General features: G+C 71.8%; 19 protein-coding genes. 7 read left to right on the plus strand and 12 right to left on the minus strand.

The annotated features are described in order from the left end of the window. Positions 1-162: 162 nt before the first annotated feature. Both ACIBKY_RS16175 and ACIBKY_RS16180 read left to right on the plus strand, forming a co-directional pair. Complete coding sequence (locus tag ACIBKY_RS16175; RefSeq protein ID WP_397097435.1) at positions 163-1,884, plus strand: ABC transporter ATP-binding protein; 1,722 nt, start codon at positions 163-165, stop codon at positions 1,882-1,884. Then, a complete protein-coding gene (locus ACIBKY_RS16180; protein WP_397097436.1) occupies positions 1,881-3,704 on the plus strand; it encodes an ABC transporter ATP-binding protein in 1,824 nt (607 codons plus the stop codon). The genes ACIBKY_RS16175 and ACIBKY_RS16180 overlap by 4 nt, the downstream gene beginning before the upstream one ends. A gap of 72 nt (positions 3,705-3,776) precedes the next feature. On the opposite strand, the gene ACIBKY_RS16185 is transcribed toward ACIBKY_RS16180, so the two are convergent. After that, a complete protein-coding gene (locus ACIBKY_RS16185) occupies positions 3,777-4,079 on the minus strand; it encodes a hypothetical protein (RefSeq protein ID WP_397097437.1) in 303 nt (100 codons plus the stop codon). 101 nt (positions 4,080-4,180) lie between these two features. Between ACIBKY_RS16185 and ACIBKY_RS16190 the strand changes: the two genes are divergently transcribed. Continuing rightward, positions 4,181-8,089: a tetratricopeptide repeat protein gene (locus tag ACIBKY_RS16190; RefSeq protein WP_397097438.1), complete on the plus strand. Its 3,909-nt coding sequence runs from the start codon at positions 4,181-4,183 to the stop codon at positions 8,087-8,089. On the opposite strand, the gene ACIBKY_RS16195 is transcribed toward ACIBKY_RS16190, so the two are convergent. Continuing rightward, on the minus strand, positions 8,082-8,405 hold the full coding sequence (locus ACIBKY_RS16195) for a DUF202 domain-containing protein (RefSeq protein WP_397097439.1): 324 nt from the start codon (positions 8,403-8,405) through the stop codon (positions 8,082-8,084). The two genes, ACIBKY_RS16190 and ACIBKY_RS16195, sit on opposite strands and share 8 nt — an antisense overlap. A gap of 2 nt (positions 8,406-8,407) precedes the next feature. Continuing rightward, complete coding sequence (locus tag ACIBKY_RS16200) at positions 8,408-8,734, minus strand: YidH family protein (protein ID WP_379618787.1); 327 nt, start codon at positions 8,732-8,734, stop codon at positions 8,408-8,410. Between the two features lie 50 nt (positions 8,735-8,784). Here ACIBKY_RS16200 and ACIBKY_RS16205 point away from each other — a divergent pair, with 50 nt between their 5' ends. Continuing rightward, positions 8,785-9,708, plus strand: coding sequence for a DUF3500 domain-containing protein (locus ACIBKY_RS16205; protein ID WP_397097440.1), 924 nt, complete (start codon positions 8,785-8,787; stop codon positions 9,706-9,708). 73 nt (positions 9,709-9,781) lie between these two features. Here ACIBKY_RS16205 and ACIBKY_RS16210 read toward each other — a convergent pair whose 3' ends face one another. The 7 genes from ACIBKY_RS16210 to ACIBKY_RS16240 are packed head-to-tail and all read right to left on the minus strand — an operon-like array spanning position 9,782 to position 16,884. After that, positions 9,782-10,159, minus strand: coding sequence for a hypothetical protein (locus ACIBKY_RS16210; RefSeq protein ID WP_397097441.1), 378 nt, complete (start codon positions 10,157-10,159; stop codon positions 9,782-9,784). A 40-nt stretch (positions 10,160-10,199) separates the two neighbouring features. Next, complete coding sequence (locus tag ACIBKY_RS16215; RefSeq protein WP_397097442.1) at positions 10,200-11,486, minus strand: ABC transporter substrate-binding protein; 1,287 nt, start codon at positions 11,484-11,486, stop codon at positions 10,200-10,202. A 14-nt stretch (positions 11,487-11,500) separates the two neighbouring features. Continuing rightward, positions 11,501-12,664 (minus strand): branched-chain amino acid ABC transporter permease, encoded by a 1,164-nt coding sequence (locus ACIBKY_RS16220; protein WP_397097443.1) that lies wholly within the window; start codon positions 12,662-12,664, stop codon positions 11,501-11,503. Next, entirely contained in the window at positions 12,661-13,548 is an 888-nt protein-coding gene (locus ACIBKY_RS16225) for a branched-chain amino acid ABC transporter permease (protein WP_379618779.1), read from the minus strand. The genes ACIBKY_RS16220 and ACIBKY_RS16225 overlap by 4 nt, the downstream gene beginning before the upstream one ends. Then, entirely contained in the window at positions 13,545-15,359 is a 1,815-nt protein-coding gene (locus tag ACIBKY_RS16230; protein ID WP_397097444.1) for an AMP-dependent synthetase/ligase, read from the minus strand. The genes ACIBKY_RS16225 and ACIBKY_RS16230 overlap by 4 nt, the downstream gene beginning before the upstream one ends. Further along, positions 15,356-16,120: an ABC transporter ATP-binding protein gene (locus ACIBKY_RS16235; protein ID WP_397097445.1), complete on the minus strand. Its 765-nt coding sequence runs from the start codon at positions 16,118-16,120 to the stop codon at positions 15,356-15,358. Before ACIBKY_RS16235 ends, ACIBKY_RS16230 begins: the two co-directional genes overlap by 4 nt. Then, positions 16,108-16,884, minus strand: coding sequence for an ABC transporter ATP-binding protein (locus ACIBKY_RS16240; protein ID WP_397097446.1), 777 nt, complete (start codon positions 16,882-16,884; stop codon positions 16,108-16,110). Before ACIBKY_RS16240 ends, ACIBKY_RS16235 begins: the two co-directional genes overlap by 13 nt. Before the next feature lie 107 nt (positions 16,885-16,991). On the opposite strand from ACIBKY_RS16240, the gene ACIBKY_RS16245 reads away from it, so the two are divergent. Continuing rightward, positions 16,992-17,249: a UBP-type zinc finger domain-containing protein gene (locus ACIBKY_RS16245; RefSeq protein ID WP_379618771.1), complete on the plus strand. Its 258-nt coding sequence runs from the start codon at positions 16,992-16,994 to the stop codon at positions 17,247-17,249. Between the two features lie 18 nt (positions 17,250-17,267). Beyond that, positions 17,268-20,825 carry a WD40 repeat domain-containing serine/threonine protein kinase gene (locus tag ACIBKY_RS16250; RefSeq protein ID WP_397097447.1) on the plus strand — a complete coding sequence of 1,186 codons (3,558 nt, stop codon included), beginning with the start codon at positions 17,268-17,270 and terminating at the stop codon, positions 20,823-20,825. Here the strand turns inward: ACIBKY_RS16250 and ACIBKY_RS16255 are convergent. Both ACIBKY_RS16255 and ACIBKY_RS16260 read right to left on the minus strand, forming a co-directional pair. Beyond that, positions 20,822-22,369: a Na+/H+ antiporter gene (locus ACIBKY_RS16255; protein WP_379634972.1), complete on the minus strand. Its 1,548-nt coding sequence runs from the start codon at positions 22,367-22,369 to the stop codon at positions 20,822-20,824. The genes ACIBKY_RS16250 and ACIBKY_RS16255 overlap by 4 nt on opposite strands. 97 nt (positions 22,370-22,466) lie before the next feature. Continuing rightward, positions 22,467-23,711 (minus strand): hypothetical protein, encoded by a 1,245-nt coding sequence (locus ACIBKY_RS16260; RefSeq protein WP_397097448.1) that lies wholly within the window; start codon positions 23,709-23,711, stop codon positions 22,467-22,469. A gap of 238 nt (positions 23,712-23,949) precedes the next feature. Here ACIBKY_RS16260 and ACIBKY_RS16265 point away from each other — a divergent pair, with 238 nt between their 5' ends. Beyond that, positions 23,950-25,920, plus strand: coding sequence for an ATP-dependent DNA helicase (locus tag ACIBKY_RS16265; RefSeq protein ID WP_397097449.1), 1,971 nt, complete (start codon positions 23,950-23,952; stop codon positions 25,918-25,920). Positions 25,921-26,293 lie beyond the last annotated feature (373 nt).

Consider the following 26,293-nt stretch of genomic DNA (forward strand, 5'->3'; position numbering starts at 1 on the left):
CGCCACATTGGACCACGCGCCCGTCCGCCACGACGATTTAGGGCCCGACCGAAACCAACCCCGGCCAAAAATGGGTTGAACGGCCGGGTTAGCATTGATTGAGTGCCTCCCGATACCACAACCTCCCGCCGTCCTGTGCTGTCTACCAACTCCCTCTGGCGGATGAAGGGCTACCTCCGCCCTTACATCGGCAAACTCGTCTTCATCTGGCTGGTCGCCCTCCTTGGCATCGGGGCCAGCATCACGCTCCCGCTCATCGGCAAAGAGGTCATCGACGGGCCCGTGGCCCACGGTGACCAGGGGGCGCTCCTTCCGCTCGGGCTTCTGGCGCTCGGCGTCGGCGTCGTCGAAGCACTCCTCACCTTCCTCCGCCGCTGGGCCCAGGTCGGGCCGGTCCTCGGGCTGGAGACCCGCATCCGGGACAACCTCTACCGGCACCTCCAGCGGCTGCCGATGGCCTTCCACAACGAATGGCAGTCCGGCCAGCTGTTGTCGCGTGCCACGACGGACCTGTCGGCGATCCGGCGCTTCCTCGGCTTCGGGATGCTCTTCCTCGTCATGAACATCCTGCAGCTGACGACCGTCACCATCGTGCTGCTCAACATGTACTGGCCGCTCGGGCTGCTGGTCGCCGGGTCGGCGGTCCCGATCGTGGTGGTGTCGCTGCGGTTCGAGAAGCGCTACATCCTCATCTCCCGCCGGGTCCAGGACGAGCAGGGCGACCTCGCCACACTGGTCGAGGAGTCGGCCATCGGCATCCGGACGATCAAGGCGTTCGGGCGCCGGCACCACGTCTTCGACTCCTTCGACGACTCCGCGCTGAAGGTGCACGGGACCTCCATGGAGAAGGTGCGCCACTCCGCGCGCTTCTTCACCTTCCTCGAGGTCATCCCCAACTTCACGCTCGCGCTCGTCCTGCTGCTCGGCGCGCTCGCGGTGGGCGGCGGCGACCTGTCGCTGGGCACGCTGGTCGCCTTCACCACGCTGATGCTGCAGCTCGTCTGGCCGATCGCCAGCCTCGGCTACATCCTGGCCATGTCCCAGGAGGCCATGACCGCCGCCGACCGCGTCATGGAAGTCATGGACACCGTCCCGGCGATCCAGGACGGCGCGGACACGGCCCCGGAACCACGCGGCCACCTGCGCTTCGAGGGCGTGGAGTACCGCTTCCCCGGCGCCGAGAGCCCCGTGCTCGACGATCTCTGGCTGGAGGTACGGCCCGGCGAGACCGTGGCCGTCGTCGGCGCGACCGGCTCCGGCAAGACGACCCTGACCGCGCTGGTCCCGCGCCTGCTCGACCCGACCCGCGGCCGGGTCACGATCGACGGCCACGACGTGCGCGAGCTGGAGCTGGGCTCGCTGCGGCAGATCGTGGCGACCGCGTTCGAGGAGCCGACGCTGTTCTCGATGAGCGTCAGGGAGAACCTCACCCTCGGCCACCTCGACTCCTCCGAGGAGGAACTGGACGCGGCGATCCGCACGGCTCAGGCGCAGTTCGTCTACGACCTGCCCTGGGGGCTCGACACCCGGATCGGCGAGCAGGGCATGTCGCTGTCGGGCGGGCAGCGGCAGCGGCTGGCGCTGGCGCGGGCCGTACTGAGCAAGCCGAGGATTCTCGTCCTGGACGACACGCTCTCGGCGCTGGACGTCGAGACGGAGGCGCTCGTGGAGGAGGCACTGCGGCGGGTGCTGCGCGACGCGACCGGCATCGTCGTGGCGCACCGCGCCTCGACGGTGCTGCTGGCCGACAAGGTGGCGCTGCTGCGCGGCGGCACGATCACGCACGTCGGCACCCACCACGAACTGCTGGAGGGTGTGCCCGAGTACCGGGAGCTGCTGGCCCAGGACGCCGACCTCGACCCCTCGGAAGGAGCGCTGCGATGACCACCCCGACCAAGGCCTGGCGTGGCGTGGCCTCCGAGGAGCAGGACGAGCTCGACGAGAAGGTCTCGGTATTGCTGCGGGAGCGCTCCCGAAAGCTTCTCGGTGACCTGCTGAAACCGCACAAGAAGCAGATCGCGGCGCTGACCGCGATCATCATCGTCTCCAACCTGGCGGGCCTGGCGATCCCGTACCTGGTGAAGGTGGGCATCGACGAGGGCATCCCGCCGATGCTCAAGGGCACCGGAACCGGCACGCTGCTGACCGTGGTCGGCGTGATCCTGGCCGCCGCGGCGACCCAGGCGCTCACCCGGCAGGCGTTCCTGAAGCTGTCGGGACGCATCGGCCAGGACATCCTGCTGGAGCTGCGCCGGCGCGTGTTCGACCACTTCCAGCGGCTGTCGCTGTCCTTCCACGAGAAGTACACCTCAGGCCGGGTCATCTCACGGCTGACCTCCGACATCGAGGCGATCGCCGAACTGCTGCAGTCGGGGTTCGACGGCCTGGTCACGGCCGTGCTGACGATGTTCGGCACGGCGGCGCTGCTGATCGTCCTGGACCTGCACCTCGGCCTGCTCGCGCTGATCCCGCTGCCGCTGCTGCTGCTGTTCACCCGGTGGTTCCGCAGGCAGTCGGCGATCGTCTACCGGCGCACCCGCGAGACGGTCGCGCTGGTCATCGTGCACTTCGTCGAGTCGATGACCGGCATCCGCGCGGTCCAGGCCTTCCGCCGCGAGCACCGCAACCAGGAGATCTTCAGGCAGCTCAACGCCGACTACCGCGACGCCAACGCGCGCAGCATGCAACTGCTCGCGATCTTCATGCCGGGCATCAAGCTCATCGGCAACGTGACCGTCGCCGGCGTGCTCATGTACGGCGGCTGGCTGGCCCTGCACCAGGAGGTCACGGTCGGCGTGCTGGCGGCGTTCCTGCTCTACCTGCGCCAGTTCTACGAGCCGATGCAGGAGATCAGCCAGTTCTACAACACGCTGCAGTCGGCGGGCGCGGCCCTGGAGAAGCTGTCCGGCGTGCTGGAGGAGCAGCCGGCGGTGCCCGAGCCGCGCAAGCCGGCCCCGCTGGAGAGCGCCAGGGGCAAGGTGCGCTTCGAGGACGTGCGCTTCGCCTACACCGAGGAGATGCCGATCCTGCCGAGGCTGGACCTGACGATCCCGGCCGGGCAGAGCGTGGCGCTGGTCGGGGCCACGGGCGCCGGCAAGACGACGCTGGCCAAGCTGATCTCCCGCTTCTACGACCCGGCCGAGGGGCGCGTCCTGCTCGACGGCGTCGACCTCACGATGCTGGACGAGCCGACGCTGCGCCGCGCGGTGGTCATGGTGACCCAGGAGAACTTCCTGTTCTCCGGCACGGTCGCCGACAACATCCGCTTCGGCCGGCCGGGCGCCTCCGACCGCGAGGTGCGCGAGGCGGCCAAGGCGATCGGCGCGCACGAGTTCATCAGCGGGCTGCCCGACGGCTACGACACCGAGGTGGGCAAGCGCGGCGGGCGCATGTCCGCCGGTCAGCGGCAACTGGTGGCGTTCGCGCGGGCGTTCCTGGCCGACCCGGCGGTGCTCATCCTGGACGAGGCGACCTCGTCACTGGACGTGCCGAGCGAGCGGCTGGTCCAGCGGGCGTTGCGCACGATCCTGGCCGACCGCACGGCGCTGATCATCGCGCACCGGCTGTCGACCGTCGAGATCGCCGACCGGGTGCTGGTGATGGAGCGCGGCGAGATCGTCGAGGACGGACATCCCGACGAGCTCATCGCCGCCTCCGGCCGCTTCGCCGGGCTGCACAGAGCCTGGCTGGAGAGCCTCAGCTGACCGTTTCCCGGAGGGGCACGAGGCCCCTCCGGGATTCCCCTTCGCGGCGGGGTCCAGGGTCTTCGTCAGGCTTCAGAGCAGTCGTGGTCGTACCGGGCTCAGCAGGGCCGTCTCGTCGGGCGCCACCGGCCGCGCGGCCAGCCGCGCCTCCGGGTGGCGGGCGAGATAGCCCTCGGGGAAGATCGTGGTCTGCTGCCCGCCGCACTGGGGGCAGAGCGCTGCGCTCGACGGCGGCGGGACGAGCACGCCCGAACGGACCCACACCTCTCTTTCGTTACCATGGCGGTCGTCGACCGATCGCACGAGGTAGTCCTCTTCCCAGACATGCCAGCATCCCCGGCACTCGAACGGCACGCTCCTGCGCTGTTCTTCCATGAGGTCACCCCCTCTCTCCGAGTGTCCGCCCGGCTTGCGCATGCCCGCAAGCGGGGTAGGAACATCGGCACGGACCCGGTAACCCCCCACCTGGAGCGGCAGTGGCGCGTCAGATCTTCGTAGGCCGTACGGAAGAGCAGGAGCGCTTCGCCTCGCTGCTGAGCGCGCTGCGGGATCCGGCGGACGGGCCCGACGAGGGCTTCGCCGTTCTCGTGCACGGCCACGGCGGCATGGGCAAGAGCACGCTGGTCAACCGCTACGTGGACATGGCCGCGGCGGCCGGGCTGCGCGGGGTGCTGGTGGACCTCGACGCCGAGCAGGTGCAGGACCTCGACCAGGCGGTGGGCCTGTGGCGGGCCAGCCTGGTGAGCACGCTGGAGCGGATCGCGTTCGAGCTGTGCCCGCCGGGCGAGCGGCGGCAGGGCCGCGCGGCGGGCAAGGAGTTCGAGGACTTCGCCGCCGCCGTGGACGCGCTCGGGGAGAGCGACCAGGACGCGCCGGAGGGCGAGGAGGCCGACTCCGGCGCCCGCGCCTGGACCAAGGGGGCGCTGGAACTCGGCGGGGAACTGGTCGGCGACGCGCTGTTCGGCGTGCCGCTGCCGACCAGCCCGCTGGACCGGATGGTCGACCGCGGCGCCGACGCGCTGCACCGCCGCAAGCAGCAGAAGGCCGAGCGGCTGGCCAGGGAGCAGGCCCGGGTGGCGCGGATGCGCGACCAGGTGGTGTCCGCGTTCGCGGCGGGGCTGCGCGGCCTGACCGGCGGCCGCAAGGGCTCGCCCATCGCGATCTTCCTGGACACGGCGGAACTGCTGCGCCCGGCCGACCACCGGCGGCTGCGCGAGGCGATACGCCTGTCCGGCCCCGGCGTCGTCTGGGTGATCGCCATGCGGCTGGAGGAGGAGCTGAGCCCGACCGAGGGCAACGAGGCCTCCCTCTACCAGCGCGAGCTGCCCGGCACCCGCTTCCGCCGCATCCTCATGGAGGTCTTCGACATGGGGACGCTCGCCGAGTACCTGGACCGCCGCCTCGGCCCGGCCGCCGACGACCTGCCGGTGGAGAGGATCTGGCGGGCCAGCAGGGGCATTCCGCTGGCGGTGTCGATGTTGTGCCACGAGATCGAGAGCACCGGTGACGTGGAGGACGCGCTGGCCGAGATCGGCGAGAACGGCGAGGTCTCCTTCGTCATCAGGACGCTGGCCGAGCGCTATCTCAAGCACACCCACGACCCGCTTGAGCGCATGCTGCTGTTCGGCATGGCCCTGCACCGCTCGGAGCGTTTGGACGCCTCGCTGCTGTCGGCGCTGTGGGACGTCGGCGAGCCGCTGGCCTTCGCCCGCATCATGAACGAGCTGGTGCGCCGGCACGACTTCATCCTGACCAGGACCCGCCGCCTGCACCAGGCGGTCCGCTCCACGTTCCGCTCGTTCCTGCTCGGGCCGCAGGACCGCTACACCGTGCTGGAGGCCAACCGGCGCGCCATCGAGGTACTGCGCGAACGGCTGGCCGGCCAGGACGGCCTGGACGGTACCGAGCGCCTGGACGACCGGGCCTGGCGGGAGAACGTCGAGACGCTGCTGTGGCACGCGTTCTGGACCGACAACGTGGACGGCCTGCGGCTGATGGCCAGGCTCTTCCCGATCTGCGTCCTGGACCGCGGCTTCGCCGGCGACCTCCTGCTCACCGCGCGCTTCTTCGAGCCCGTGCTGACGCCCGACCAGCGCGAGCACCTGGACACCATGCAGGACATGCTCAGGCCGGGCTTCACCCCCTACCAGAAGACGCTGGAGCGGACGTTCGCGCTGATGGACAGCGCCCGCTCCGACTACAGTCCGGTCGAGGGCGAGATCCGGGCGGGCCTGCTCGACCTGCTGCGGCTGCGGCACGCCCGCTGGCTGTCGCTCGACACCGGCGCGCGGATCGTGCTGACCGAGCGGGCCGCCGCGCTCCTGGCCGGGTCCTCGCCCGCCGCGCTGGAGCAGGTCGCGCAGGCGGCGATGGAGATCGCCCGCGACCTGGTCGACCCGGCCAATCTGCGCCGCTCGCCGTCGAACGACGCGCTGCGCGCCGCCGAGCTGGCCACCAGGTACGCGCCGGAGGCGGCCGACGCCTGGCGCCATCTCGGGCTGACCGCGCTGGCCCTGGGCGAGCAGTCACGCGCGGAGGAGGCCTTCGCCACCGCGGTCAGGCTCGCCGCCGACCCGGCGTCGCTGGCGATGGGACTCGGCCACGACATCACCGCCCTCGGATACCAGGGGCTGGCGCTCGGCTTCTACCGGGAGGCGGCCGAGCTCAAGCCCGGCGACGAGGGCGCCTGGACCCAGCTCGGCCTGGCCCTGCGCCAGTACGGCAGGTACGCCGAGGCCATCCGGGCCTTCGAGGCGGCCGGGAACGACGACGAGGAACGCTTCTGGCCCGCGCTGCACATCTGGAACTCCTACCACCTGTCCGGCCCCAGGGTCCTGGAGCTGGAGCACCGGGGGCGGGCCAGGAGCATCCTGGCCGAGCAGCTCGAACACGCGCCGGAGGACCCGAGCTTCCTCGACTGGTCGTGCCTGATGGCCGAGGCGTCGGAGGAGCACGAGCAGGCGCTGGCCCTGGCCGACCGGCTGACCCGGGTACGCCCCGACAACCCCGACACCCACACCTACCGGGGCAACGCCCTGCTGGCCCTCGGCCGCATGGAGGAGGCGGAGGCGGCGTACCGGATGGTGGTGGAGCTCGATCCCGAGGACTTCAGCGCCTACGGGCGGCTCGGCTCGGTGCTCGCGCAGCTCGACCGGCCGCAGGAGGCGCGGCGGCAGTGGCGGCTCGGGCTGCGCATCCTTCAGGCGGAGGTGGAGCGCAATCCGGGGTCGGGCCCGATGTACGAGTGGCTGGGGGCGCTGCACTCCAACCTCGAAGAGCATGAGGCGGCGGCCCGCGCCTACCAGCGGGTGATCGAGATCGGGCGCACGATGTTCATCGGCAAGCAACTGGCCGACACCCTGCACGCTCTCGACCGGCCGCAGGAGGCGGAGGCGGCGTACCGGATGGCGATCGAGATGGACGCCGGCAATCCCTATGCCTACGAGGGTCTGGGGTACGTGCTGCGCGACCTCGACCGGCACGCGGAGGCGGTCGTCGCCTGGAGCACGGCCGTCGAGCTGACCGAGCGGCGGCTGGAGCGGCGGCCCGACGCGTCGGGGCTGCACTACCTGGCGGGCATCCTGCACGCGTGCCTGCGCGACGTCGCCGCCTCGGCCAGGTCGCTGGAGGAGGCGGTGCGCCTGGATCCGGAGCACGCCGCGGCGTACCTGGAGCTGGGCAACGCCTACTTCGCGCTCGGTGACAACGGGGCCGCCGAGAGCGCCTACCGGGCGGCGATCAGGATCTCCCCCGACTACGCCAGGGCCCACTACCTGCTCGGCGGGCACCTGACGGCGTTGTGCCGGCTGGAGGAGGCGGCTCAGGTCTACCGGCAGGGGCTGCGCGCCGGTCCCGACCACTCCGGGATCAAGGCGGGGCTGGCGGTGGTCCACGCCATGTCGGGCGAGGCCGCGGTGGTCAGCGAGGCGGACGCGGCGAACGCCGACCACCTGGACTGCGCCATGGTGGAGCTGATGCGCGGCGCCCCGGACGCGGCCCGCGCCCACCTGGAACTGGCGCACGCGGCGGAGCGGGACGGCTACCGGGGCTACAGCGTCCGGCTGGGCGTGATGTTGCGCAGGTCCGACCCGGAGCGGGCGGAACGGCTGCTGACCCAGGCAGCCGAGCCGAACCCGGCGCACACCGGCAGCGAGAAGGACCGCCACGTACGGGCGCTGGCGCTGGCCTGCCTGGGCCGCACCGACGAGGCGGTGCGTGAGCTGGAGCCGCTGCGCGGGCGGGATCGGGCGGATGGCTACTTCCGCTGCTTCTGGGATCTGCTGGACGATCCGCCGGTCCCTGGGCGCTACCGGCTGCTGTCGCTGCTGGACGATCTGGGGCGCAGGGAGTTCCCCGACGGCTGGCGTACGCGGAGCCTCAGCTGAGGACGAAGAAGATCGCCCCGCCCACCACGCAGAGGGTGCCCAGCCAGGCGAACAGCACGTCGAGGCCGGCGTCCAGGGGCATGCCTTCGTGCAGGGCGCGCTGGTGGCCGCGGAAGCGGGCGCCGGTCCTGGCCAGCAGGACGCCGCCGCTCAGGGCGGCCAGGGCGAAGCCGGCCACGGCGGCCGGGGGCAGTCCGGCCCGCAGGGTGAGCCCGGCCGCCGCGAGGCCGCCGGTGGCGAGGGCGACGGCGGTCCGTACCCAGGCCAGGCGCGTGCGTTCGCTCTGCAGCCCGGGGTCCCAGATCTCCTGCGACATGGTCAGATCGCGAGAACGATGAGCACCAGGGCGATGACGGCCACGGCGGCCACGCCGTACCCGAAGACGGCGGCGAGGGCGGGCGGCGGCAGGGGAGACTGGTCGCGCAGCGCGCGCTGGATGTTGCGCCAGCGCGGGTAGGCCATGCCGGCGGCGAGCGCGGCCAGGGCGACGAGCATGATGGCCAGGCTGGTGCGGATCCACGGGACGAAGACGTCTTCCGGCACGGCGGCCATCGCCACGCCACCCGCGCTCAACGCCAAAGCGGTGCTCAACCACGTCAAAAAGGTACGTTCATTTGCGAGGGTGAATCTGGGGTCGGGCTCCATAGAATCACCATAATTCGTACATACAACCCCTAGAGAAGGCGGGAATCACCATGACCGCACAGGCCATGGCGGCCGTCGCCGGGGAGTTCCTCGACGCCCTGGACGAGGAACAACGGGGGCTCGCGGGGCACGAGTTCGCCGACCCGCTGCGCGTGCAGTGGACGTACGTGCCCGCGTGGCGGCCGGGCGTCCCGCTGCTCGGGCTGGGCAGGAGCGCACGCAACGCCGCCCACCGCCTGCTGGCCACCGCGCTGGCCCCGCACGCCTTCGCGCAGGCCGTGACGGTGATGGCGCTGGAAGAGGTGCTCGACCTGCGCGAGGACGGCCGGGGCAGGCGCCACAGCGACGACTACCACCTCGCGCTCTTCGGCTCGCCCGGCGCGCCCCGCTGGAGCTGGCGCTTCGAGGGCCACCACGTCTCGGTGACCGCCACGGTCAGCGGGGACGAGGTGGAGGTGGCGCCGCTGTTCCTGGGCGCCAACCCGGCCATGGTCACCTACGAGGGCGTCGCGGTCACCCGCCCGCTGCCGCTGGAGGAGGAACTCGCGCGGGCGCTGCTCGCCGACCTGCCCGCCGCCCACCGCGCGGCGGCCCTCATCGCCACCACGGCCCCGCCGGACATCCTCACCGGCACCGCCATCGCCACCGACCCCCTGGACCCGCCGGGCGTACGCGGCGCTGAGCTGGCGGGCCCGGCGGCGGCGCTGCTGGGCAAGCTGGCCTCGGTCTACGTCGACCGCCTGGCGCCCGCGCTACGCGTACCGGTGGAGCCGGGCAAGCTGACCTTCGCCTGGGCCGGACCGGCCGGGCGCGGCCTGGGCCACTACTACCGCATCCAGGGCCCCGGCCTGCTCATCGAGTACGACAACACCCAGGACGGCGCCAACCACGCCCACTCGGTGCTGCGCCGTCCCGGCGCCGACTTCGGCGCCGCGCTGCTTCCCGCGCACCTGGCCGCGGAACACGACCGGTGACGGCGGCAACCGCGCGGGCCGCGGCGCGGGCCGTCAGGCTCGCGCCACCGGAGGGCCCGCGCGGGCGCAGCGGCTAGGAACAGGCCTTGGCGATCTTCTCCAGGTAGGTCGCGGTGTCGGCGGTCACCTTCTGCGCGGAGTCGACGGCGTCGTTGGCGGTCTTGACGTTGATGTTGCCCAGCGACGTGGCCAGGCTGTCGGTGGCTTCCTTGAGTGTGGTGTTGGAGGCCTTGTCGGCCACGCCGTTCAGCTTGGTCGCGGCGTCGTCGATGGCCTTGTCCATCGCCTTCGGATCGTTGGTGAACTTGCCGACCTCGGCCACCAGGTCGGCGACGATCTTCGGCGCCTCCAGGCACGCCTGGGCCTTGTCGATGGTGCTGTTGACCTCGCCGCACCCGGCGAGGAAGACGGCAGAGGCGAAAAGGGCTAGGGGCACAAACCGGAGTCGCATACCTGCGACCCTACCCAACGGCTCGCGCCCCCGGCGGCGGCTACAGCTTGGCGTAGCAGGGACCGTCCATGGCGTGGGCCTGGGCGGTCGGGCCGATGAAGAAGTCCTTGACCGTGGTGACACCGGTGGGAGCGGTCTCATCGAGCTTGTTGACGAGCGTCTGGCGGAAGGTGGCGGTGTTCGGGTCGCCGGAGAAGTTGCCCGCCTCCGGGGGCAGCATGCCCTCGTAGTCCACGGTCGCGAGCGTCTTGACCGCGGCCAGCAGGCCCTTGCGGCTGATGTCGCCCGAAGCCACCATCTTCTCCAGCGCCGCCTTCAGCGGGTAGGACCAGACCCAGCCGGAGGTGTAGCCGTCGTTGGGGGTGACGCCGGTGAGCGCCTCGCGCATGGCCTTGTGGCCGGGCGTGTCAGCGTTGAAGGGCTTGCCGGGCGACGACTGCTCGTACAGGGCCTTGAGCGCGGGCGCGGCGGGCGACTTGAGCAGCGCGGGGTTCCAGGTCGGGCCGGTGCCGATGAAGCGGCCCTTGAACCCGGCGGCGGCAGACTGGCCGACGATGGCGGCGGCGTCGGCGGGGCCGGTGGTGAGGATGACCAGGTCGGGCTTGTTCTTGGTGATCTCGGTGATGGCCCGGCCCTGCTCGGTGGCGCCGGGCGGCGTCTCGACGGCGGTGAACTTCAGCCCGTTCTTCTCCGCCGCGACCTTCGCGCCCGCGGCGGCGTCGGCGCCGTAGTCTCCGGCCAGATGGACGGCCATCACGGTCTTGGGCTTGTAGGTCTCCATCGCGTAGTCGACGGAGTTCATGGCCTCGACGCAGTAGTTGGCGCCGCTCTCGACGATCACGTCCTCGAACTCCCACGCCGAGGTCCAGGAGGCGGGGGCGGAGACGACGTTGTTGGCCTTCAGGTCACCGATGATCGCCGCGGTGGTGGGTGAGCCGAGCGTCTGTGCCAGGCCCAGGACCTTGTCCTTGATCTCGTTGTAGACCTGCCGGTGCACCTCGGGGTTGTACTTGTTGTCACGCACGTAGGCCTGCACGTCCACCTCGTACTTGCCGCCGATGCCGCCGGCGGTGTTGACGCGCTTCCAGAACGCCTTCTGCGCGTCGGTGATCGGTACGGCCAGCGCCGCGAACGGCCCCTGGGTCAGGTCGGAGATCGTGCCCAGGTAGATGCAGCCCTTGTTCTTGTCGACGGCCAGCGGACACGGTTCCCGGGTGACGCCGGTCGTCACGGCGCCCTTGCTGCCCTCGTCGTCCCCCCGGATGACGCCGCACGCGGACAGAAGGGCCACTACCGCGACGAACGTCACGCCATAGCGCACCTTCATCAGTTTTCCTCTCGCTAGTAGGAGAACGGCCAGGACTTCCAGTAGGCACGCACGCGGATCCAGATGCCGAACAGGCCGCGCGGCTCGAAGACGAGGAACAAGATGATCAGCAGGCCGTAGAGCACGGTCTCGACCTGGAAGACGTTGGGCGTGACGGTGGTGTCGGCGCTGACGATCGGCAGCAGCTCCGGCAGCGACCGGGTGATCGGCTGCAGCAGCGAGATGAACAGCGCCCCCGCGATGGCCCCGGACACCGTCGCCACCCCGCCGATGAGCACCATCGCGATGAACTGCACCGACAGCAGCAGGCTGAACGAGCCGGGCTCCACGTATCCGGAGATGCTGTAGAACAGCGCCCCGGCGCAGCCGGCGTAGAAGGAGGAGATCCCGAAGGCCAGCACCTTGTAGCGGGTCAGCGGCACGCCGATGACCGCGGCGGCGATGTCGCGGTCGCGGATGGCCGAGAAGGCGCGCCCGATCCGCGAGCGGGCGAGGTTGCGGGCGGCCACCGCGAAGACGATCAGCAGCACGAGCATGAGCACGTAGAGCTGCTGCTCCTTGGTGGCGGCGCCGTCCTGGGCGAGGGGCAGGCCGAAGAGCTGGGGCACCGCCGCCTCCCGCCCGACGCCGGGGCCGCCGGTCAGGTGGTCCCACTCCTTGAAGACGTGCTCGCCGAGAAAGACCAGCCCGAGCGTGACGACGGCCAGGTAGAGCCCGCGCAGCCGGGTGGCCAGCGGGGCCACCAGCACCCCGAACAGCGCGGCGACCAGCCCGGCGGCCGGCAGCCAGATCCAGATCTCGGCCAGCCCGAACCCCAGGTGCTCGCCCCCGCGCGGCCCGGAGACCGCCGCCGCCGTGTACGCGCCGATGGCCACGAAGAACGCGTGCCCCAGCGACACCTGCCCGGCGTACCCGGTGACGATGTTGAGCCCGATCGCCCCGATGGCCAGCACGTACGCCCCCGCCAGAACCTCCAGCGACCGGTCGGCCAGCACCACGGACAGCGACAGCGCGAGCAGCACCAGGAGGCCGGTCCAGATCTTCTTGGCCCGGGTGTCGAGCAGCGCCATGTCCTGGGCGTAGGAGGTGTAGAGCAGCGGGCGCCCGCGGGGACGGCGCGATCGCCCGGCCGGGGCGTCGGGCACCGCCGCCTTGGCGGTGGACCTGGTGCCGGTCATACGCGCTCGACCTCCCGGGTGCCGAACAGCCCGTACGGCCGCACCAGCAGCACGACCAGCATCACCACGTACGGCGTGACCACCGCGAAGTTCTGTCCCAGCCACGGCGCGAACTCGCCCTGGTAGCTCTGGAACAGCGACTCGACCACCCCGATCGTCAGCCCGCCCGCGACCGCGCCGCCGAGCGAGTCGAGGCCGCCGACGATGATGGCCGGCAGCGCCTTGAGCGCGACGATCCAGGTCAGCTGCTCGACGCCCTGGCCGGTGCCGACGAACATGCCGGCGATCGCCGCCAGGAACCCGGCCAGGGCCCACGACAGCGCGAACACCGCCCCGACCGAGACACCCTGCGCGAGCGCGGTCTCCTGGTCGAAGGCGGCGGCCCGCATGGCCAGGCCGTACCTGGTGTGGCGGAAGAACAGGAACAGCAGCGTGACCAGCACGGCCGTCACGGCGAGCATGGCCAGCCACCGCTGCTGCACGACCAGCGGGCCGAGCGCGACCTGGTTCAGGCCCCACGGGTCGCCCATCTGCCGTACGTCACGGCCGATGAAGCCGTTGACGACCACGCGGACGACCACGTCCACGCCCAGCGTGATGATCGCGACGACGAACACCGGGCGGCCGACCATGGGCCGGATCGCCACCCGCTCGATGCCGAGCGCGACCCCGGCGATGAGCAGCGCGGCCAGCAGGACCGCGAGGTAGAAGCCGGTCACCTCGGTCAGGTAGCTGACCGCCACGGCCCCGGCCAGCATGAGCGCGGGCTGGGCGAAGCTGATGACCCTGGTCGCCTTGTAGATGATCACGAATCCCAGGGCCAGCAACGCGTAGACCGAGCCGTTGCCCAGGCCCCTGATGACCGATTCGAGCACTCCTATCACGCGCGGTACATCCCTTCGACCAGCTCCTCGAACAGCTTGGCGATGGCGCTGCGCTTGACCTTCTGCGTGGCGGTCAGCTCGCCGTCCTCGTGGTCGAGCTCCTTGGGCAGGAAGGCGAACTTCTTGACCTGCTCGACCCGGGCGAAGCGCTCGTTGACCCGCAGGACGACGTCCTGGACCAGCGCCCGCGTCTGCGGCCGCTCGGACAGGTCGCGGTAGGTGGTGTAGGCGATGCCGCGCCGGCGCGCCCACTCCCCCACGGTGTCGAGTTCGATGCCGATGAGCGCCACGAGGTAGGGCCGCTGGTCGCCGATGACGACCGCCTCCTTGACGTACGGCGAGGCCTTCAGCGCGTTCTCGATCTCGGAGGGCGCGACGTTCTTGCCGCCGCCGGTGATGATGATGTCCTTCATCCGGTCGGTGATGCGCACGTGGGTGCCGCCGTCCCACTCCCCCACGTCACCGGTGTGCAGCCAGCCGTCGGCGTCGAGCACGTCGGCGGTGGCGCGCGGGTTGCGCCAGTAGCCGGCGAAGGTCCCCGGGTGCCTGGTCATGATCTCGCCGGTGGCCTCGTCGATCTTCAGCTCGATGCCGGCCTGCGGCTCGCCGACGGTGCCGAGCCTGACCCGGCCGGGACGGTTGGCGGTGGCGATGGCGGTGTTCTCGCTCATGCCGTACACCTCGTGCATGGCCACGCCGATGCCCATGTAGAACTTGAGCACGTCGGGGGCGATCGGGGCGGCGCCGGAGGCGGCGTAGCGGACGCGGCGCATGCCGAGCCGCTCGCGCAGCGAGCGGTAGCAGAACACCCAGCCCAGCGCGTAGAGCAGGCGGGTGGCGGGGGTGTGGGTGCCGCCGGTGCGCACCAGCGTGTCGCCGACCCGGTCGGCGGCCCGCAGCCAGAGCCTGGTCACGGCCCGTTTGAGCGGCGAGGCGGCGTCGAGCTTGATGTTGACCTGGGCCAGCACCTTCTCCCAGATGCGCGGGACGCCGAACAGGATCGTCGGCTGCACCTCGCGCAGGTTGGCCTGGACGGTCTCGATCGACTCGGCGAAGTTCACCTGGACGCCGGCGCCGGCGTTGAACCAGACGGTGAACGCGCGCTCGGCGACGTGGCAGAGCGGCAGGTAGGACAGGATGAGGTCGCGCTCCGACGGCGGCGGCGAGGTGAAGCCGCCGTCGTCGACGAGCGTCTTGATCGCGAACTCGACGTTGCCGACGGTGAGCATGACGCCTTTGGGCGGGCCGGTGGTACCGGAGGTGTAGATGAGGGTGGCCACGTCGCCGGCCGTCGCCTCGTCCATCCGGCGGGCCACCGCGTCCGGGTGCTCGGCCCGGTGCGCGGCGCCGATGGCCAGCAGGTCGGGCCAGTGGAGCAGGCGCGGGTCGTCGTACCTGCCGCGGATGCCGCGGGGCTCCAGGTAGACGATGTGCTCCAGGTCCTCGATGTCCAGGGCCTTGTCGAGCTGCTCCTGGTCCTCGGCCAGCAGGATGCGGGCGCCGGAGTCGGCCAGCAGATAGGCGACCTCGGCGGGCGGGTTGGTCGGGTAGAGGCCGACGGTGATGCCGCGCACGGCGACCGTGGCCAGGTCGGCGTAGAGCCATTCCGGGCGGTTCTCGGAGTGGACGGCGACCCGGTCGCCCGGCTCGACCCCGAGGGCCAGCAGGGCGTGCGCGACGAGTTCGACCTGGCTCCAGTAGCCGGACCAGGTGATCTCCTGCCAGACGCCGAACTCCTTGTGTCTCAGGGCGACGTCGCCGGGTGTGCGCCCGGCGCGGTCCCGGACCCGGGTGACGATGGTCGGCCTCACGCGGTCCCTCCCAGATACGCCTCGATGACCTTGGGGTCGCGCTGCACCTCGGCGGGCGTGCCGAGGGCCACCTGGCGGCCGAAGTCGAGCACGAGCACCCGGTCGGCCAGGTCCATGACCAGGCCCATGTCGTGGTCGACCAGCACGATCGGGATGCCGAGCTCGTCGCGGATGTCCAGGACGAACCTGGCCATGTCCTCGGTCTCCTCCAGGTTCATGCCGGCGACGGGCTCGTCGAGCAGCAGCAGCCTGGGCTCCATCGCCAGCGCGCGGCCGAGCTCGACCCGCTTCTGGATCCCGTACGGCAGCAGCCGCACCGGATGCCGCCGCCAGGCGGCCAGCTCCAGGAAGTCGATGATGTCCTCGATCCTGGCCCTGGCCTCCAGCTCCTGCCTTCTGGCCCGGCCGAACCAGGCGATGGCCGACAGCGTGCCGTACCGGAAGTGGCAGTGGCGGCCGAGCATGAGGTTGTCCAGGACGGTGAGGTTGTGGAAGAGCTCGACGTTCTGGAAGGTGCGGGCCAGGCCCATCGCGGCGATCTCGTCGGGGCGCCGGCCGAGCAGTTCGGTCTCCAGGAAGACGACCTTGCCGCGCTGGGGCCGGTAGACGCCGGACAGGACATTGAAGATCGAGGTCTTGCCGGCGCCGTTGGGGCCGATCACCGCGAACAGCTCGGTGGGGCCGACCTCGAAGGAGACGCCGTCGATGGCGCGGACGCCGGCGAAGGACAGGCCGACGTCCTCGACGGTCAGGACAGCCATCTCTTCCTCCGTTTGTAGTGCTTGACCTCGCGGAAGGACCTGGCCGCGCCCTCGGCGCCGAGCCCGAGGTAGAACTCCCTGATGTCCTCGTCGGCCAGCAGTTCGGCGGCCGGCTTGTCCATCACGATCTTTCCGGTCTCCATCACGTAGCCGTGGGCGGCGATCGACAGCGCCATGGTGGCGTTCTGCTCGACCAGCAGGACGGTGGTGCCCTGCTTGTTGATCTCGACGATGAGGTCGCGGATCTGGGCCACGAGCGACGGGGCCAGGCCGAGGCTGGGCTCGTCCAGGAGCAGGTACGCGGGTCCCGCCATGAGCGCGCGGCCGACGGCCAGCATCTGCTGCTCGCCGCCGGACAGGTAGCCGGAGACGCTCTTGCGGCGTTCGGCCAGCACGGGGAACAGGCCGTAGACCCGGTCGAGGTGGGATCGCGCCGCGGTGTGGCCGCCGACCTTGAGGTTCTCCTCCACGGTCAGCTCGGCCAGGATGCGGCGGCCCTCCATGACCTGGCTGACGCCGCGCCGTACGATCTGGGCGGGTTTGAGGTGGTGGATCGGCTGGCCTTCAAGGGTGACCGTCCCTTTGGTGATCTCTCCGTCGTGCACGTCGAGCAGGCCGGACAGCGCGCGCAGCAGGGTCGTCTTGCCCGCGCCGTTGGCGCCCAGGAGCGCCACGATCGAGCCGGGCGGGACGCTCAGGCTGACGCCGCGCAGCACGAGCATCACGTCGTCGTAGACCACCTCGAGGTTGCGGACCTCAAGCACGAGGGCTCCCTTCGCCGCCCCCGATTAGCAAAGAGTCCACTGGACCAAGCGCTCGATCAATAGGTGCGGCCAAATTGGAATGTGCTTCTAGTCCTACGATTTCGCTTATGGCAATCTGCGAACATCTTTCCAACGCCGGCGACCCGCCCGCGCGTACGCCCGAGGGCTGCGAGGAGTGCCTGGCGACCGGCGGTCGCTGGGTGCACCTGAGGCGCTGCCTGTCGTGCGGGCACATCGGCTGCTGCGACTCCTCACCGTCCCGGCACGCCAGCAAGCACGCGGGGGGCGACGGCCACCCGGTCATCCAGTCCTTCGAGCCCGGCGAGAGCTGGCGGTGGTGCTACGTCGACAACCAGATGGGCTGAGCGCGCATCTAACCGCTCGTGAACGGGGAACCGCTGCGGCTGGGGGACTACTGGCTGGCCGGCCGGCTGGGAGCCGGCGGCCAGGGCGTCGTCTACGAGGCCTATGACGGGGCGGCCAACAGGGTGGCGGTCAAGGTCCTGCACGCCTATCTGTCGGGGGACTCCGCGCTGCGCAGGAGGTTCCTGCGCGAGGTGCGCGCCGCCCAGCGCGTCGCCTCCTTCTGCACCGCCCGCATCATCGACCACGACCTGACCGGGGAACGGCCCTACCTCGTCACCGAGTTCGTGGCCGGTCCCAGCCTGCGCGGGGCCGCGCCGTTCACCGGCGACGCGCTGCACCGGCTGGCGCTCGGCGTGGCCACGGCCCTGGCCGCCATTCACCACGCCGGGGTCGTCCACCGCGACCTCAAACCGGAGAACGTGCTGCTCGGACCGGACGGCCCGCGCGTCATCGACTTCGGCATCGCCCGTGCGGCCGGCCTGTCGATGACCTCGACCGGCGAGCTGACCGGCACGCCCATGTACATGGCGCCCGAGGTCTTCTCCGGCGGCCGGGCCGAGCCCGCCGCCGACGTCTTCGCCTGGGGCGCGCTGGTCTACTTCGCCGCCACCGGCCGCGACGCCTTCACCGCGCCGACGACGGTCGCCGTCATCAACCGGCTGCTCAACGACGAACCCGACCTGGCGCCCGTGCCCGCGCCGCTGCGCCCGCACGTGGCCGCCGCGCTGGCCAAGGACCCGGAGCTGCGGCCGGGTGCGCACGACCTGCTCACCGCGCTGCTCGGCGCCTCCATGGCCGGGGAGCCGCTCATGGCCTCCGGCGCGCGGGAGGCCGCCAAGGTACGCCCGCCGGAGGACCTGGCCGGCGAGCCCGCGCTCGGCCTGGTCGCCGAGCGGGTCTACGCCGCGCTGCCGCCCGCCGAGCGCGAGCTGGCCCGGCAGGTGCTGCTGCGCCTGGTCGACGTGCGCGAGGGCGAGGAGAGCCCACGCTCCGCCACGCTCGGCGAACTGCTCGACGGCCGTCCCGCCGCCGAACCCGTGCTGGCCGAGCTCGAACGCGCCCGGCTGATCGAGCGCGGCTCCGACACCGTCTCCCTCGGCCGTCCGGCGCTGCTGCGCGCCTGGCCACGCCTGCACGAGTGGGTGGCCGGCGACCGCGCGGCCCTGGCCCGCCACCGCAGGCTCGGCGAGGCCGCCCGCCGCTGGTCCGCGCACGGCCGCCGCGACGAAGACCTGCTGCGGGGTACGGCCCTGCGCGAGGCCGTCGAGCGCCCCGTGCCCGGCCACCTCACGCTGAACGCCACCGAGCGGGCCTTCGTCGAGGCCAGCCGGAGCCACGACCGGCGCAGGGCCAGACGGCGGCGCCTGGTCACCGGAGGCGTGGCCGTCCTGACGATCACCGCGCTCGTGGCCGGAGTCCTGGCCTGGCAGCAGACGCGGCTCAGCCAGGCCAGCGGGAAGCAGCTCGCCGACCAGCGGGCCGAGGAGCGGGCCAGGCTGGTGGCGCTCCAGGCCGACGGGCTGCGCACGACCGATCCGGCCAAGGCGATGGCCTTGAGCGCGGCCGCGTACCGGATCGCGCCCGTGCCCGAGGCGAAGGCGGCGGTGCTGAGCTCGCTCGCCCAGCCCGAGACGCACACCTTCAAGGATCCTTTGCTCACCAACACCGGGCGGGCGCTCAGCCGCGACGGCTCGCTGCTGGTGAGCGCCGGGGACGACCGGGTGCGCGTCTACGACGTGCGCAGCGGGGCGGTGCGGCGGGAGTTCGGCGGCGTCGGGTCCGGGCCGTTCCGCGCGGCGCTGTCGCCGGACGGGGACACGCTCGCGCTCGGCGCCTCCGGCAAGATCCGGCTGTGGAGCCTGCGCACCGGCAAGCTCGTGGCGGAGGACCGGTCGAAGGACGTGCTCGGCACCGGCGCCAACATGCCCGGATCGCTGCGCTTCAGCCCGGCGGGCGGCTACCTGGAGGTCACCGCCAACCAGGGCGGGCCGTTCATCGGGCTGTGGAGCAGGGCGGCCGGCACGTTCACCCGGCACGGCACCGGCGACCAGGAGGTGGGGCCCGGCGACCGGTTCACCGTCATGGACACCGGCGAGGAGGAAAGGGGCAGCGCGGTGCTCGGGCTGCCCTCGGGCCCGTCCAGGAACCTGCCCCGCCGGCTCCCCGGCACGGTGGCCGGCATCACTCCGGACGGCGCCCGCGCCGCCGTCTCAGAGGAGGACAACCTGGCGCTGGTCAGGCTGGCCGACGGCAAGCGCGTGCGGGACTTCCCCGGCGAGGCGCAGACCGCCGACTTCTCCGCCGACGGGGCGTACATGGTGACGCTCAGCCACCTCAGCGACTACGGCGTCGTGGTGACCGCGCCCTCGGTCGTCACACTCTGGCGGGTACGCGACCGGGCCAGGCTGATGCGGTTCACCACGACCGCGCCGCTCACCCAGCGGCCCGCGCTCAGCGCCGACAACCGGCGGCTCACCCTGCTCGACGACGGCGGCCAGGCCACCGTCTACGACCTGGCCCAGTACACCGGCGGCGGGCACGCGTTGCCCGCCGGGACCACGCGGCTGCGCATGACCGCCGACGGGAGCACCGCCTACGGGCTGGTCGGCTCCGAGGCGCGTTCGTGGGCGCTGCCGTCGTTCACGCCGGCCCGCCCTGCGGTCAAGGCCTTCGGCAGGCTCGAGTCCGGGCTCGAACCCGACCTCGCCGTCAGCCCCGACGGCCGTACCCTGCTCACCGTCGTCCCCAACGACCAGACCACGCCGATCCAGGTGTGGGACACCGCGACCGGCCGCCGCACCGGGGTCATCAAGCGGCCGCAGGAGGGCGTGGCCGACAACATGGGACGGATGGTGTTCAGCCCCGACGGGCGGTGGGTGGCGATCGGGTTCGTCTGGTCCAGCGACTACCCGGGGACCGGGCACGTGGCGCTCGTGGACGTGCCCGGCCGCCGGATCGCCAAGGTCTTCGGGCCGGTCTCCTCCCAGGATCTGTCGTTCAGCGCCGACGGGCGCCACCTGCTGGCCGGGGACTCGGTGCGGGTCGACGTGATCGACCTGGCCGCGATGACGGTCCTGCCCAGGACGTCGGGGCCCGGCACCGTCGCCCGGCTGTGGATGGCGCTCGACCGTTCCGGGAAACGCGGGGCCTCGCCGTACGGCGGGAGCGGGGTGGCCCTGTGGGACGCGGCCACGTGGAAGCCGGCGGGACAGGTCTTCCAGGTGGCGGGAACGGTGCGCGGGGCCGCCTTCTCCCCCGACGGCAGGACGCTGGTGCTCGCGCACGACGAGCAGGTGACCGTCTTCGACCTGGACACCGGCCACCAGCTCGGCGCCGCCCGCACCGTGGCCGCCACCCGGCCCGAGATGGACGACCTGGAGGCGGCGCCGCGCCTGGCCTTCCTGCCCGGCGGCGACCTGCGGGTGCTCGGCTACGACGGGACGCTGCGCGACCTGCCGGTCAGCGCGGAGCGGGCACTGCCCCAGGTGTGCGCGCGGATGGAGCGGCCCCTGTCGCGCGCGGACTGGCGCGCGTACGCCGGCGACGACCTCCCCTTCAGGGACCCCTGCGCCTAGCGCTCCAGGATCGCCTCCTCGAAGTCCAGTTCCGCCATCATCCGGCGCATCACCTCGTCGTCGATGCGCCGCTCGTTGCGCAGCCTGACGAAAACCTCGCGCTCCGCCACCAGCATGTCGCCGCGCAGCCGCCGGTACAGGGCGCTCGGCGTCTCCGAGCCGCCCTGGGCGGTGCCGCCGCCGAGCCGTTCCCACGCCGACATCGCCCGCCGCTCCGTCTTCTGGCGTAGCTGGCCGACCACGTCCTGGGTGATCTCGTCCATCTCGTCGTCCGGCGGGAGCTGCCTGTTCAGGGCGTCCAGACCGGCCTGGATGGCGGCCTGCTTGGCGGCGGCCTCGCCGAGGTTGTCCTCGTAGACCTCGTTCTCGCTGGTCACCCTGAGGCGGCGGATCAGCGTGGGGAAGGTCAGGCCCTGCACCAGCAGCGTCCCGATGACCGTGGTGAACGTCAGGAAGATCATCAGGTCCGCGCCCTCGAACCCCTCCGGGATGGCGAAGGCGGCGGCCAGCGAGACCACACCCCGCATGCCCGCCCAGCCCACGATCACCACGTTCGGCCAGGGCGGCCGGGACTTCTGCAGGTAGGAGGTGGGGACGACCCACACGAAGCGGGCCACCACGGCCGCCGCGAACACCGCCAGCGCGTACCCGGCCAGTTGCCAGCCGGTGTACTCCTTCGGGATCACGTACGTGAGCTGCAGCCCGATCAGCGCGAAGACGATGGTCTCCAGGAAGAAGTCCACCATCTTCCACACGCCGGAGGCGACCAGCCGGGTGCCGAACCCCTGCCGGTGCATCCGCGCCCCCAGATAGAGGCCGACGATCACCACCGAGATCACCCCGGAGGCGTGCACCAGCTCGGCCGCCAGGTAGGCGCCGAACGGGATCATCAACATGATCGTGTTCTCGACCAGCGCGTCCTTCAGCCGGGGCAGCAGCCATCCGAACACCAGCGCCAGCGCCACGCCGATGACCACGCCCACCACCGACGCGTACAGGAACTGCCCGACGGCGCCGGTCAGCTGGAAGACGGTGCCGGTGGCCGCGCCGATCGCCACCCGGTAGGCGGTCAGGGCGGTGGCGTCGTTGAACAGGCTCTCGCCGATGAGGATCGTCAGCGTACGGCGCGGCAGCCCCAGCCGGCGTGCCACGGCGACGGCGGCGACCGCGTCCGGCGGGGCGATGATGGCGCCCAGGGCGAAGGCCGCGGCCATCGGCAGCGCCGGGACCAGCAGGTGGACGACGTACCCGACCACGACCATGGTGAACAGCACCAGCCCGACCGACAGCAGCGCGACCGGCCTGGTCACCTCGCGCAGGCGCAGGTAGGAGCTGTCGAGGGCGGCCGAGTAGAGCAGCGGCGGCAGGAAGACCAGCAGTACGACCTCGGAGTCGAGCGGGACCGGCGGCACCAGCGGCGAGGCGATCAGCCCGGCCAGCACCAGCAGCAGCGGCGCCGGCCAGCCTCTGCGCCTGGCGACGGCGGCCACCAGGAGCGCGCCCGCGGCGACGAGCAGCAGGCGCAGGGCCATCTCCGGGTTCACGGCAGCCTCCTCGGAACGGGCGGGTGACACGCTGTGTCACATGGCATGATGCCCGATCAGGAGGCTGTCGTGGATCTCCCCGGCGACGCGCCGCGGCTCACCACTCGCGCCGGTCGCCCCGGTCGTCGTACTGCTGCTCGGGGCGCAGCCGCTCGCCCGTGGAGAACATCGGGTCGCCGACGTAGGGCCGGGTGATCTCGGGGTCGGGGTGGTGCGGCGGCACCGGGTTGCTCAGGGCCAGCAGCGGATCCACGGGGTTGGCGGCCGGGGCCTGGTAGGGCTGGTGGTCGCCCGAGTGGTAGTCCTGCTGGGGGCGCCGGCCGGCGCCGGGGATGCCGTGCATGGGCGTGCCGAGCCCGGCCGTGCCCTGGCTGCGTTCACGCTGCTGCTGCGGCTGCTGCTGGTAGGCGGCGGGCGCCGCGTGCTGGCCGGTCGTGTACGGGTCCGGCTGCGGGGTGTACTGCTGGCTCGTCTGGTAGTGGCCGCCCTGCCGCTGGTGGTACGGCTCGGCCGGCTGCGAGGGGAAGCCCAGCGGGTCGGTGGACAGCGGGGCCTGCCGGTGGCGGGACTCGGTGGCGGGCAGCTGGTAGAACGGGTCGGCCTGGGCGGCGGGCTCGGCGTACTGCGGGCCGGTGAAGGGCTGCTTGACCGGCTGGGTCTGGTCGGGGTGATAGCCGGACCGGTCGCCGTAGTGCTGCTGGTCGCCGTAGGCGGGCGTGTCGTTGTACAGCGGCGTGTCGTTGTAGGCGGGCTGCTGCTCACCATAGGGCTGCTCACCGTAGGGCTGCTGGTCGCCGTACTGCTGCTGGTCGCCGTAGGGGCGCTGATCGGCATACGACGGCTGGTCGCCGTAGGTGGGCTGGTCGCCGTAGGCGGGGCGCTGCTCGCCGTACCCCGGGATGGGCATCTCGCGCGGCGGGGTGGTGTCGTAGGAGGCCACCAGCTTGTCCGGCGGCGCGGGAGCTCCCCTGGCCACCAGGACGTCGTTGGGCGACAGCGCCGCGGTCGGGCGCTCGTCGGCCTGGGCCTGGGAGTAGTGCGGTGGCTGCGGGAGCCCGCTCTCCGGCGGGCGGTGGTACTGCCCGGTGCCGGGGATCACCTCGGGGTCGTGCGCGGGCACGGCGGGCTGCTCGCCCGTCGCCTCCGCGAAGCCCTCGTCGAGGGTGTCGAGCAGGCGCCCGACGTCGTCCATGGGCATGCGGAAGGAGGCCGTGCACATCTCCCCACGCCATAGGCTGAGAACGAGCGTTCCCTCGTGCCAGGTGACCCGGAGACACCGCTCCTGACCTCGCGCATCGAAGAACACCTCGCCGAACGACGGCAACGGGACAACTTCCGACATGGCAGACATACTGCTTTAACCAGCCTTTATTCGTCCACTCAACCCCGGAAAACCCTACTGAACCGGCCGACCCAAACCCACCGCAACCCCCTCTGATCACGATAGGAAGATCTTTCTTGACCGGTTGGGATTCCGACCGCAAGTGTGCCATGCGAGATGCCCGACCGGTTCGGTAACGCCGGGATGCGTCCATTCGATCACTCCCCGACTACCTCGGAAATGCCGGTAGCTTTGTGGGGTGCCGGACTCCCATCTGCCCCCAGTCGAAGAGCTTCTCAGCGCCGCCGTCACCGCTCTCGGAGGGAGCGAGCGGGCCGGTCAGATCGAGATGGTGCGGGCGGTCCAGCGGGCCATCGACACCGAGGAGCACGTGGCCGTCCAGGCGGGCACCGGCACCGGCAAGTCGCTGGCCTACCTCGTGCCCTCGATCCGCCACGCCATGGGCACCGACTCCCCCGTCGTCGTCTCCACCGCCACCATCGCGCTGCAGCGCCAGCTCGTCGACCGCGACCTGCCCCGGCTGGCCGAGACACTGGCCAAGGAACTGCCCCACGAGCCGTCGTTCGCGATACTCAAGGGCCGGCGCAACTACCTGTGCCGCTACAAGGCCACCGCCGGCTGGCCGGAAGAGGACGAGCAGGACCAGCTCTTCGACCCGCGCGAGGTCAGCGCCACCGGCCGGATGGTCCAGCGCATCCAGGAATGGGCGGAGGAGACCGAGACCGGCGACCGCGACGAGCTCGTGCCCGGCGTCAGCGAGCAGGCCTGGCGGCAGTTCTCGGTGAGCGCCCAGGAGTGCCTGGGCGCCCAGCGCTGCCCGAGCGGCGCCGAGTGCTTCGCCGAGATGGCCAGGGCCCGCGCCGGCGAGGTCGACGTCGTGGTCACCAACCACGCGCTGCTGGCCATCGACGCCATGGGCGAGATCCCGGTGCTGCCCGAGCACGAGGTCGTCGTCGTGGACGAGGCCCACGAACTGGTCGACCGGGTCACCTCCGTGGTCACCGCCGAGCTGTCGGAGGCGTCGGTCTCGCTGGCGGTGCGCCGCGTGGCCCGCCTGATCGACCAGCCGGTCTCCGACCAGCTCATGGAGGCGGGCGAGGATCTCAAGGCGCTGCTGGCCGCGGCGCCCGCCGGCCGTATCGACGAACTGCCCGAGGTGCTCGGCCTGACGCTCGCGCTCGTCCGCGACTCGGCCGCGCGATGCGTGACCGCGATGGGCCCGCGCGGCGCCGACAAGGACGACCCGGAGCGCGCCGGGCAGCGCAAGGCCGCGTTCAACGCGCTCGACGAGGTCCACGACACCGCCGTACGCATGCTGGAGGCCTACGGCCACGCCGGCGAGGAGGACCGCGCCGAGGTCGTCTGGCTGGAGGACGGCAACGACCGCCGCCCGCCCGTCCTGCGCGTCGCGCCGCTCAACGTCGGCGGCATGCTGCGGGACAAGCTCTTCGGCGAGCGCACGGTCGTGCTCACCTCCGCCACGCTCGCGCTCGGCGGCACGTTCGACGGCATGGCACGGCAGTGGGGCCTGACCGACGACAAGGGCTGGAACGGCCTGGACGTCGGCTCTCCCTTCGACCACCCCCGCGCCGGGATCCTCTACGTCGCCAAGCACCTGCCGCAGCCCGGCCGCGACGGCCTGCCGCAGCAGTACCTCGACGAGATCACCGAGCTGATCGAGGCGGCCGGCGGGCGCACGCTGGGCCTGTTCTCCTCGATGCGCGCCGCCAAGGCCGCCACCGAGGCGCTGAGGGAGCGGCTGGACGTGCCGCTGCTGTGCCAGGGCGACGACTCGACGATGCTGCTGGTGAAGCAGTTCGCGGAATCCGAGCCGACCTGCCTGTTCGGGACCCTGTCACTGTGGCAGGGCGTCGACGTGCCCGGCCCGTCACTGCGGCTGGTCATCATCGACCGCGTGCCGTTCCCGCGGCCGGACGACCCGCTGACCTCGGCCCGCCAGCGTCACGTGCAGGCGCGCGGCGGCAACGGCTTCATGACGGTGGCGGCCACGCACGCGGCCCTGCTGCTCGCGCAGGGCACGGGGCGGCTGCTGCGCTCCATGGACGACAAGGGCGTGGTGGCGGTCCTCGACCCACGCCTCGCCACCGCCCGCTACAGCGGCTTCCTCCTCGGCTCGCTGCCCCCGTTCTGGCGCACCACGGATCCGGCCGTCCCCCGCGCCGCTCTGAAGCGCCTCTCCGGCGCTTAAGGGCTTTCCATCCGTTACGGCAAGCCGCCCCACCCGCCACCCGCCGACGTGCGCGGGCGCGGATCGGGGGGGATCGCTTCTCACGCCGGACGGGCCGACCACCGTCACGGCGCCCTCTTGGCACGCGCCAGGGCGCCAAAGACACGAGCCGCAGCGTTGCGGACACAAGACGAGGCGCATCGTGCCGGGTCCCGAAAGGCGGCGAGGCACGTGTCTGCGGGGCGCCGTAACGGATGGAAGCCCTGAAGAGGAGAAGAGGGAGGGTGGTGGGGGGGGGGGGGGCCCCCCCCCCCCCCCCCCCCCCCCCCCCGCCCCCCCAACCCCCCCCCCCCCCCCCCCCCGGGGGCGCCCCCCCCCCCCCCCCCCGCCCACC

Source organism: Nonomuraea sp. NPDC050394, assembly GCF_044459065.1.
GTDB lineage: Bacteria > Actinomycetota > Actinomycetes > Streptosporangiales > Streptosporangiaceae > Nonomuraea.

Excerpts from the sequence above, each read along its gene's own strand:
- ACIBKY_RS16245 (WP_379618771.1), top strand. The coding sequence starts at position 16,992 with ATGGCAATCTGCGAACATCTTTCCAACGCCGGCGACCCGCCCGCGCGT.
- ACIBKY_RS16180 (WP_397097436.1), top strand. The coding sequence starts at position 1,881 with ATGACCACCCCGACCAAGGCCTGGCGTGGCGTGGCCTCCGAGGAGCAG.
- ACIBKY_RS16175 (WP_397097435.1), top strand. The coding sequence starts at position 163 with ATGAAGGGCTACCTCCGCCCTTACATCGGCAAACTCGTCTTCATCTGG.
- ACIBKY_RS16210 (WP_397097441.1), bottom strand. The coding sequence starts at position 10,159 with ATGCGACTCCGGTTTGTGCCCCTAGCCCTTTTCGCCTCTGCCGTCTTC.
- ACIBKY_RS16195 (WP_397097439.1), bottom strand. The coding sequence starts at position 8,405 with ATGTCGCAGGAGATCTGGGACCCCGGGCTGCAGAGCGAACGCACGCGC.
- ACIBKY_RS16260 (WP_397097448.1), bottom strand. The coding sequence starts at position 23,711 with ATGTCGGAAGTTGTCCCGTTGCCGTCGTTCGGCGAGGTGTTCTTCGAT.
- ACIBKY_RS16200 (WP_379618787.1), bottom strand. The coding sequence starts at position 8,734 with ATGGAGCCCGACCCCAGATTCACCCTCGCAAATGAACGTACCTTTTTG.
- ACIBKY_RS16235 (WP_397097445.1), bottom strand. The coding sequence starts at position 16,120 with ATGGCTGTCCTGACCGTCGAGGACGTCGGCCTGTCCTTCGCCGGCGTC.
- ACIBKY_RS16205 (WP_397097440.1), top strand. The coding sequence starts at position 8,785 with ATGACCGCACAGGCCATGGCGGCCGTCGCCGGGGAGTTCCTCGACGCC.
- ACIBKY_RS16185 (WP_397097437.1), bottom strand. The coding sequence starts at position 4,079 with ATGGAAGAACAGCGCAGGAGCGTGCCGTTCGAGTGCCGGGGATGCTGG.
- ACIBKY_RS16220 (WP_397097443.1), bottom strand. The coding sequence starts at position 12,664 with ATGACCGGCACCAGGTCCACCGCCAAGGCGGCGGTGCCCGACGCCCCG.
- ACIBKY_RS16215 (WP_397097442.1), bottom strand. The coding sequence starts at position 11,486 with ATGAAGGTGCGCTATGGCGTGACGTTCGTCGCGGTAGTGGCCCTTCTG.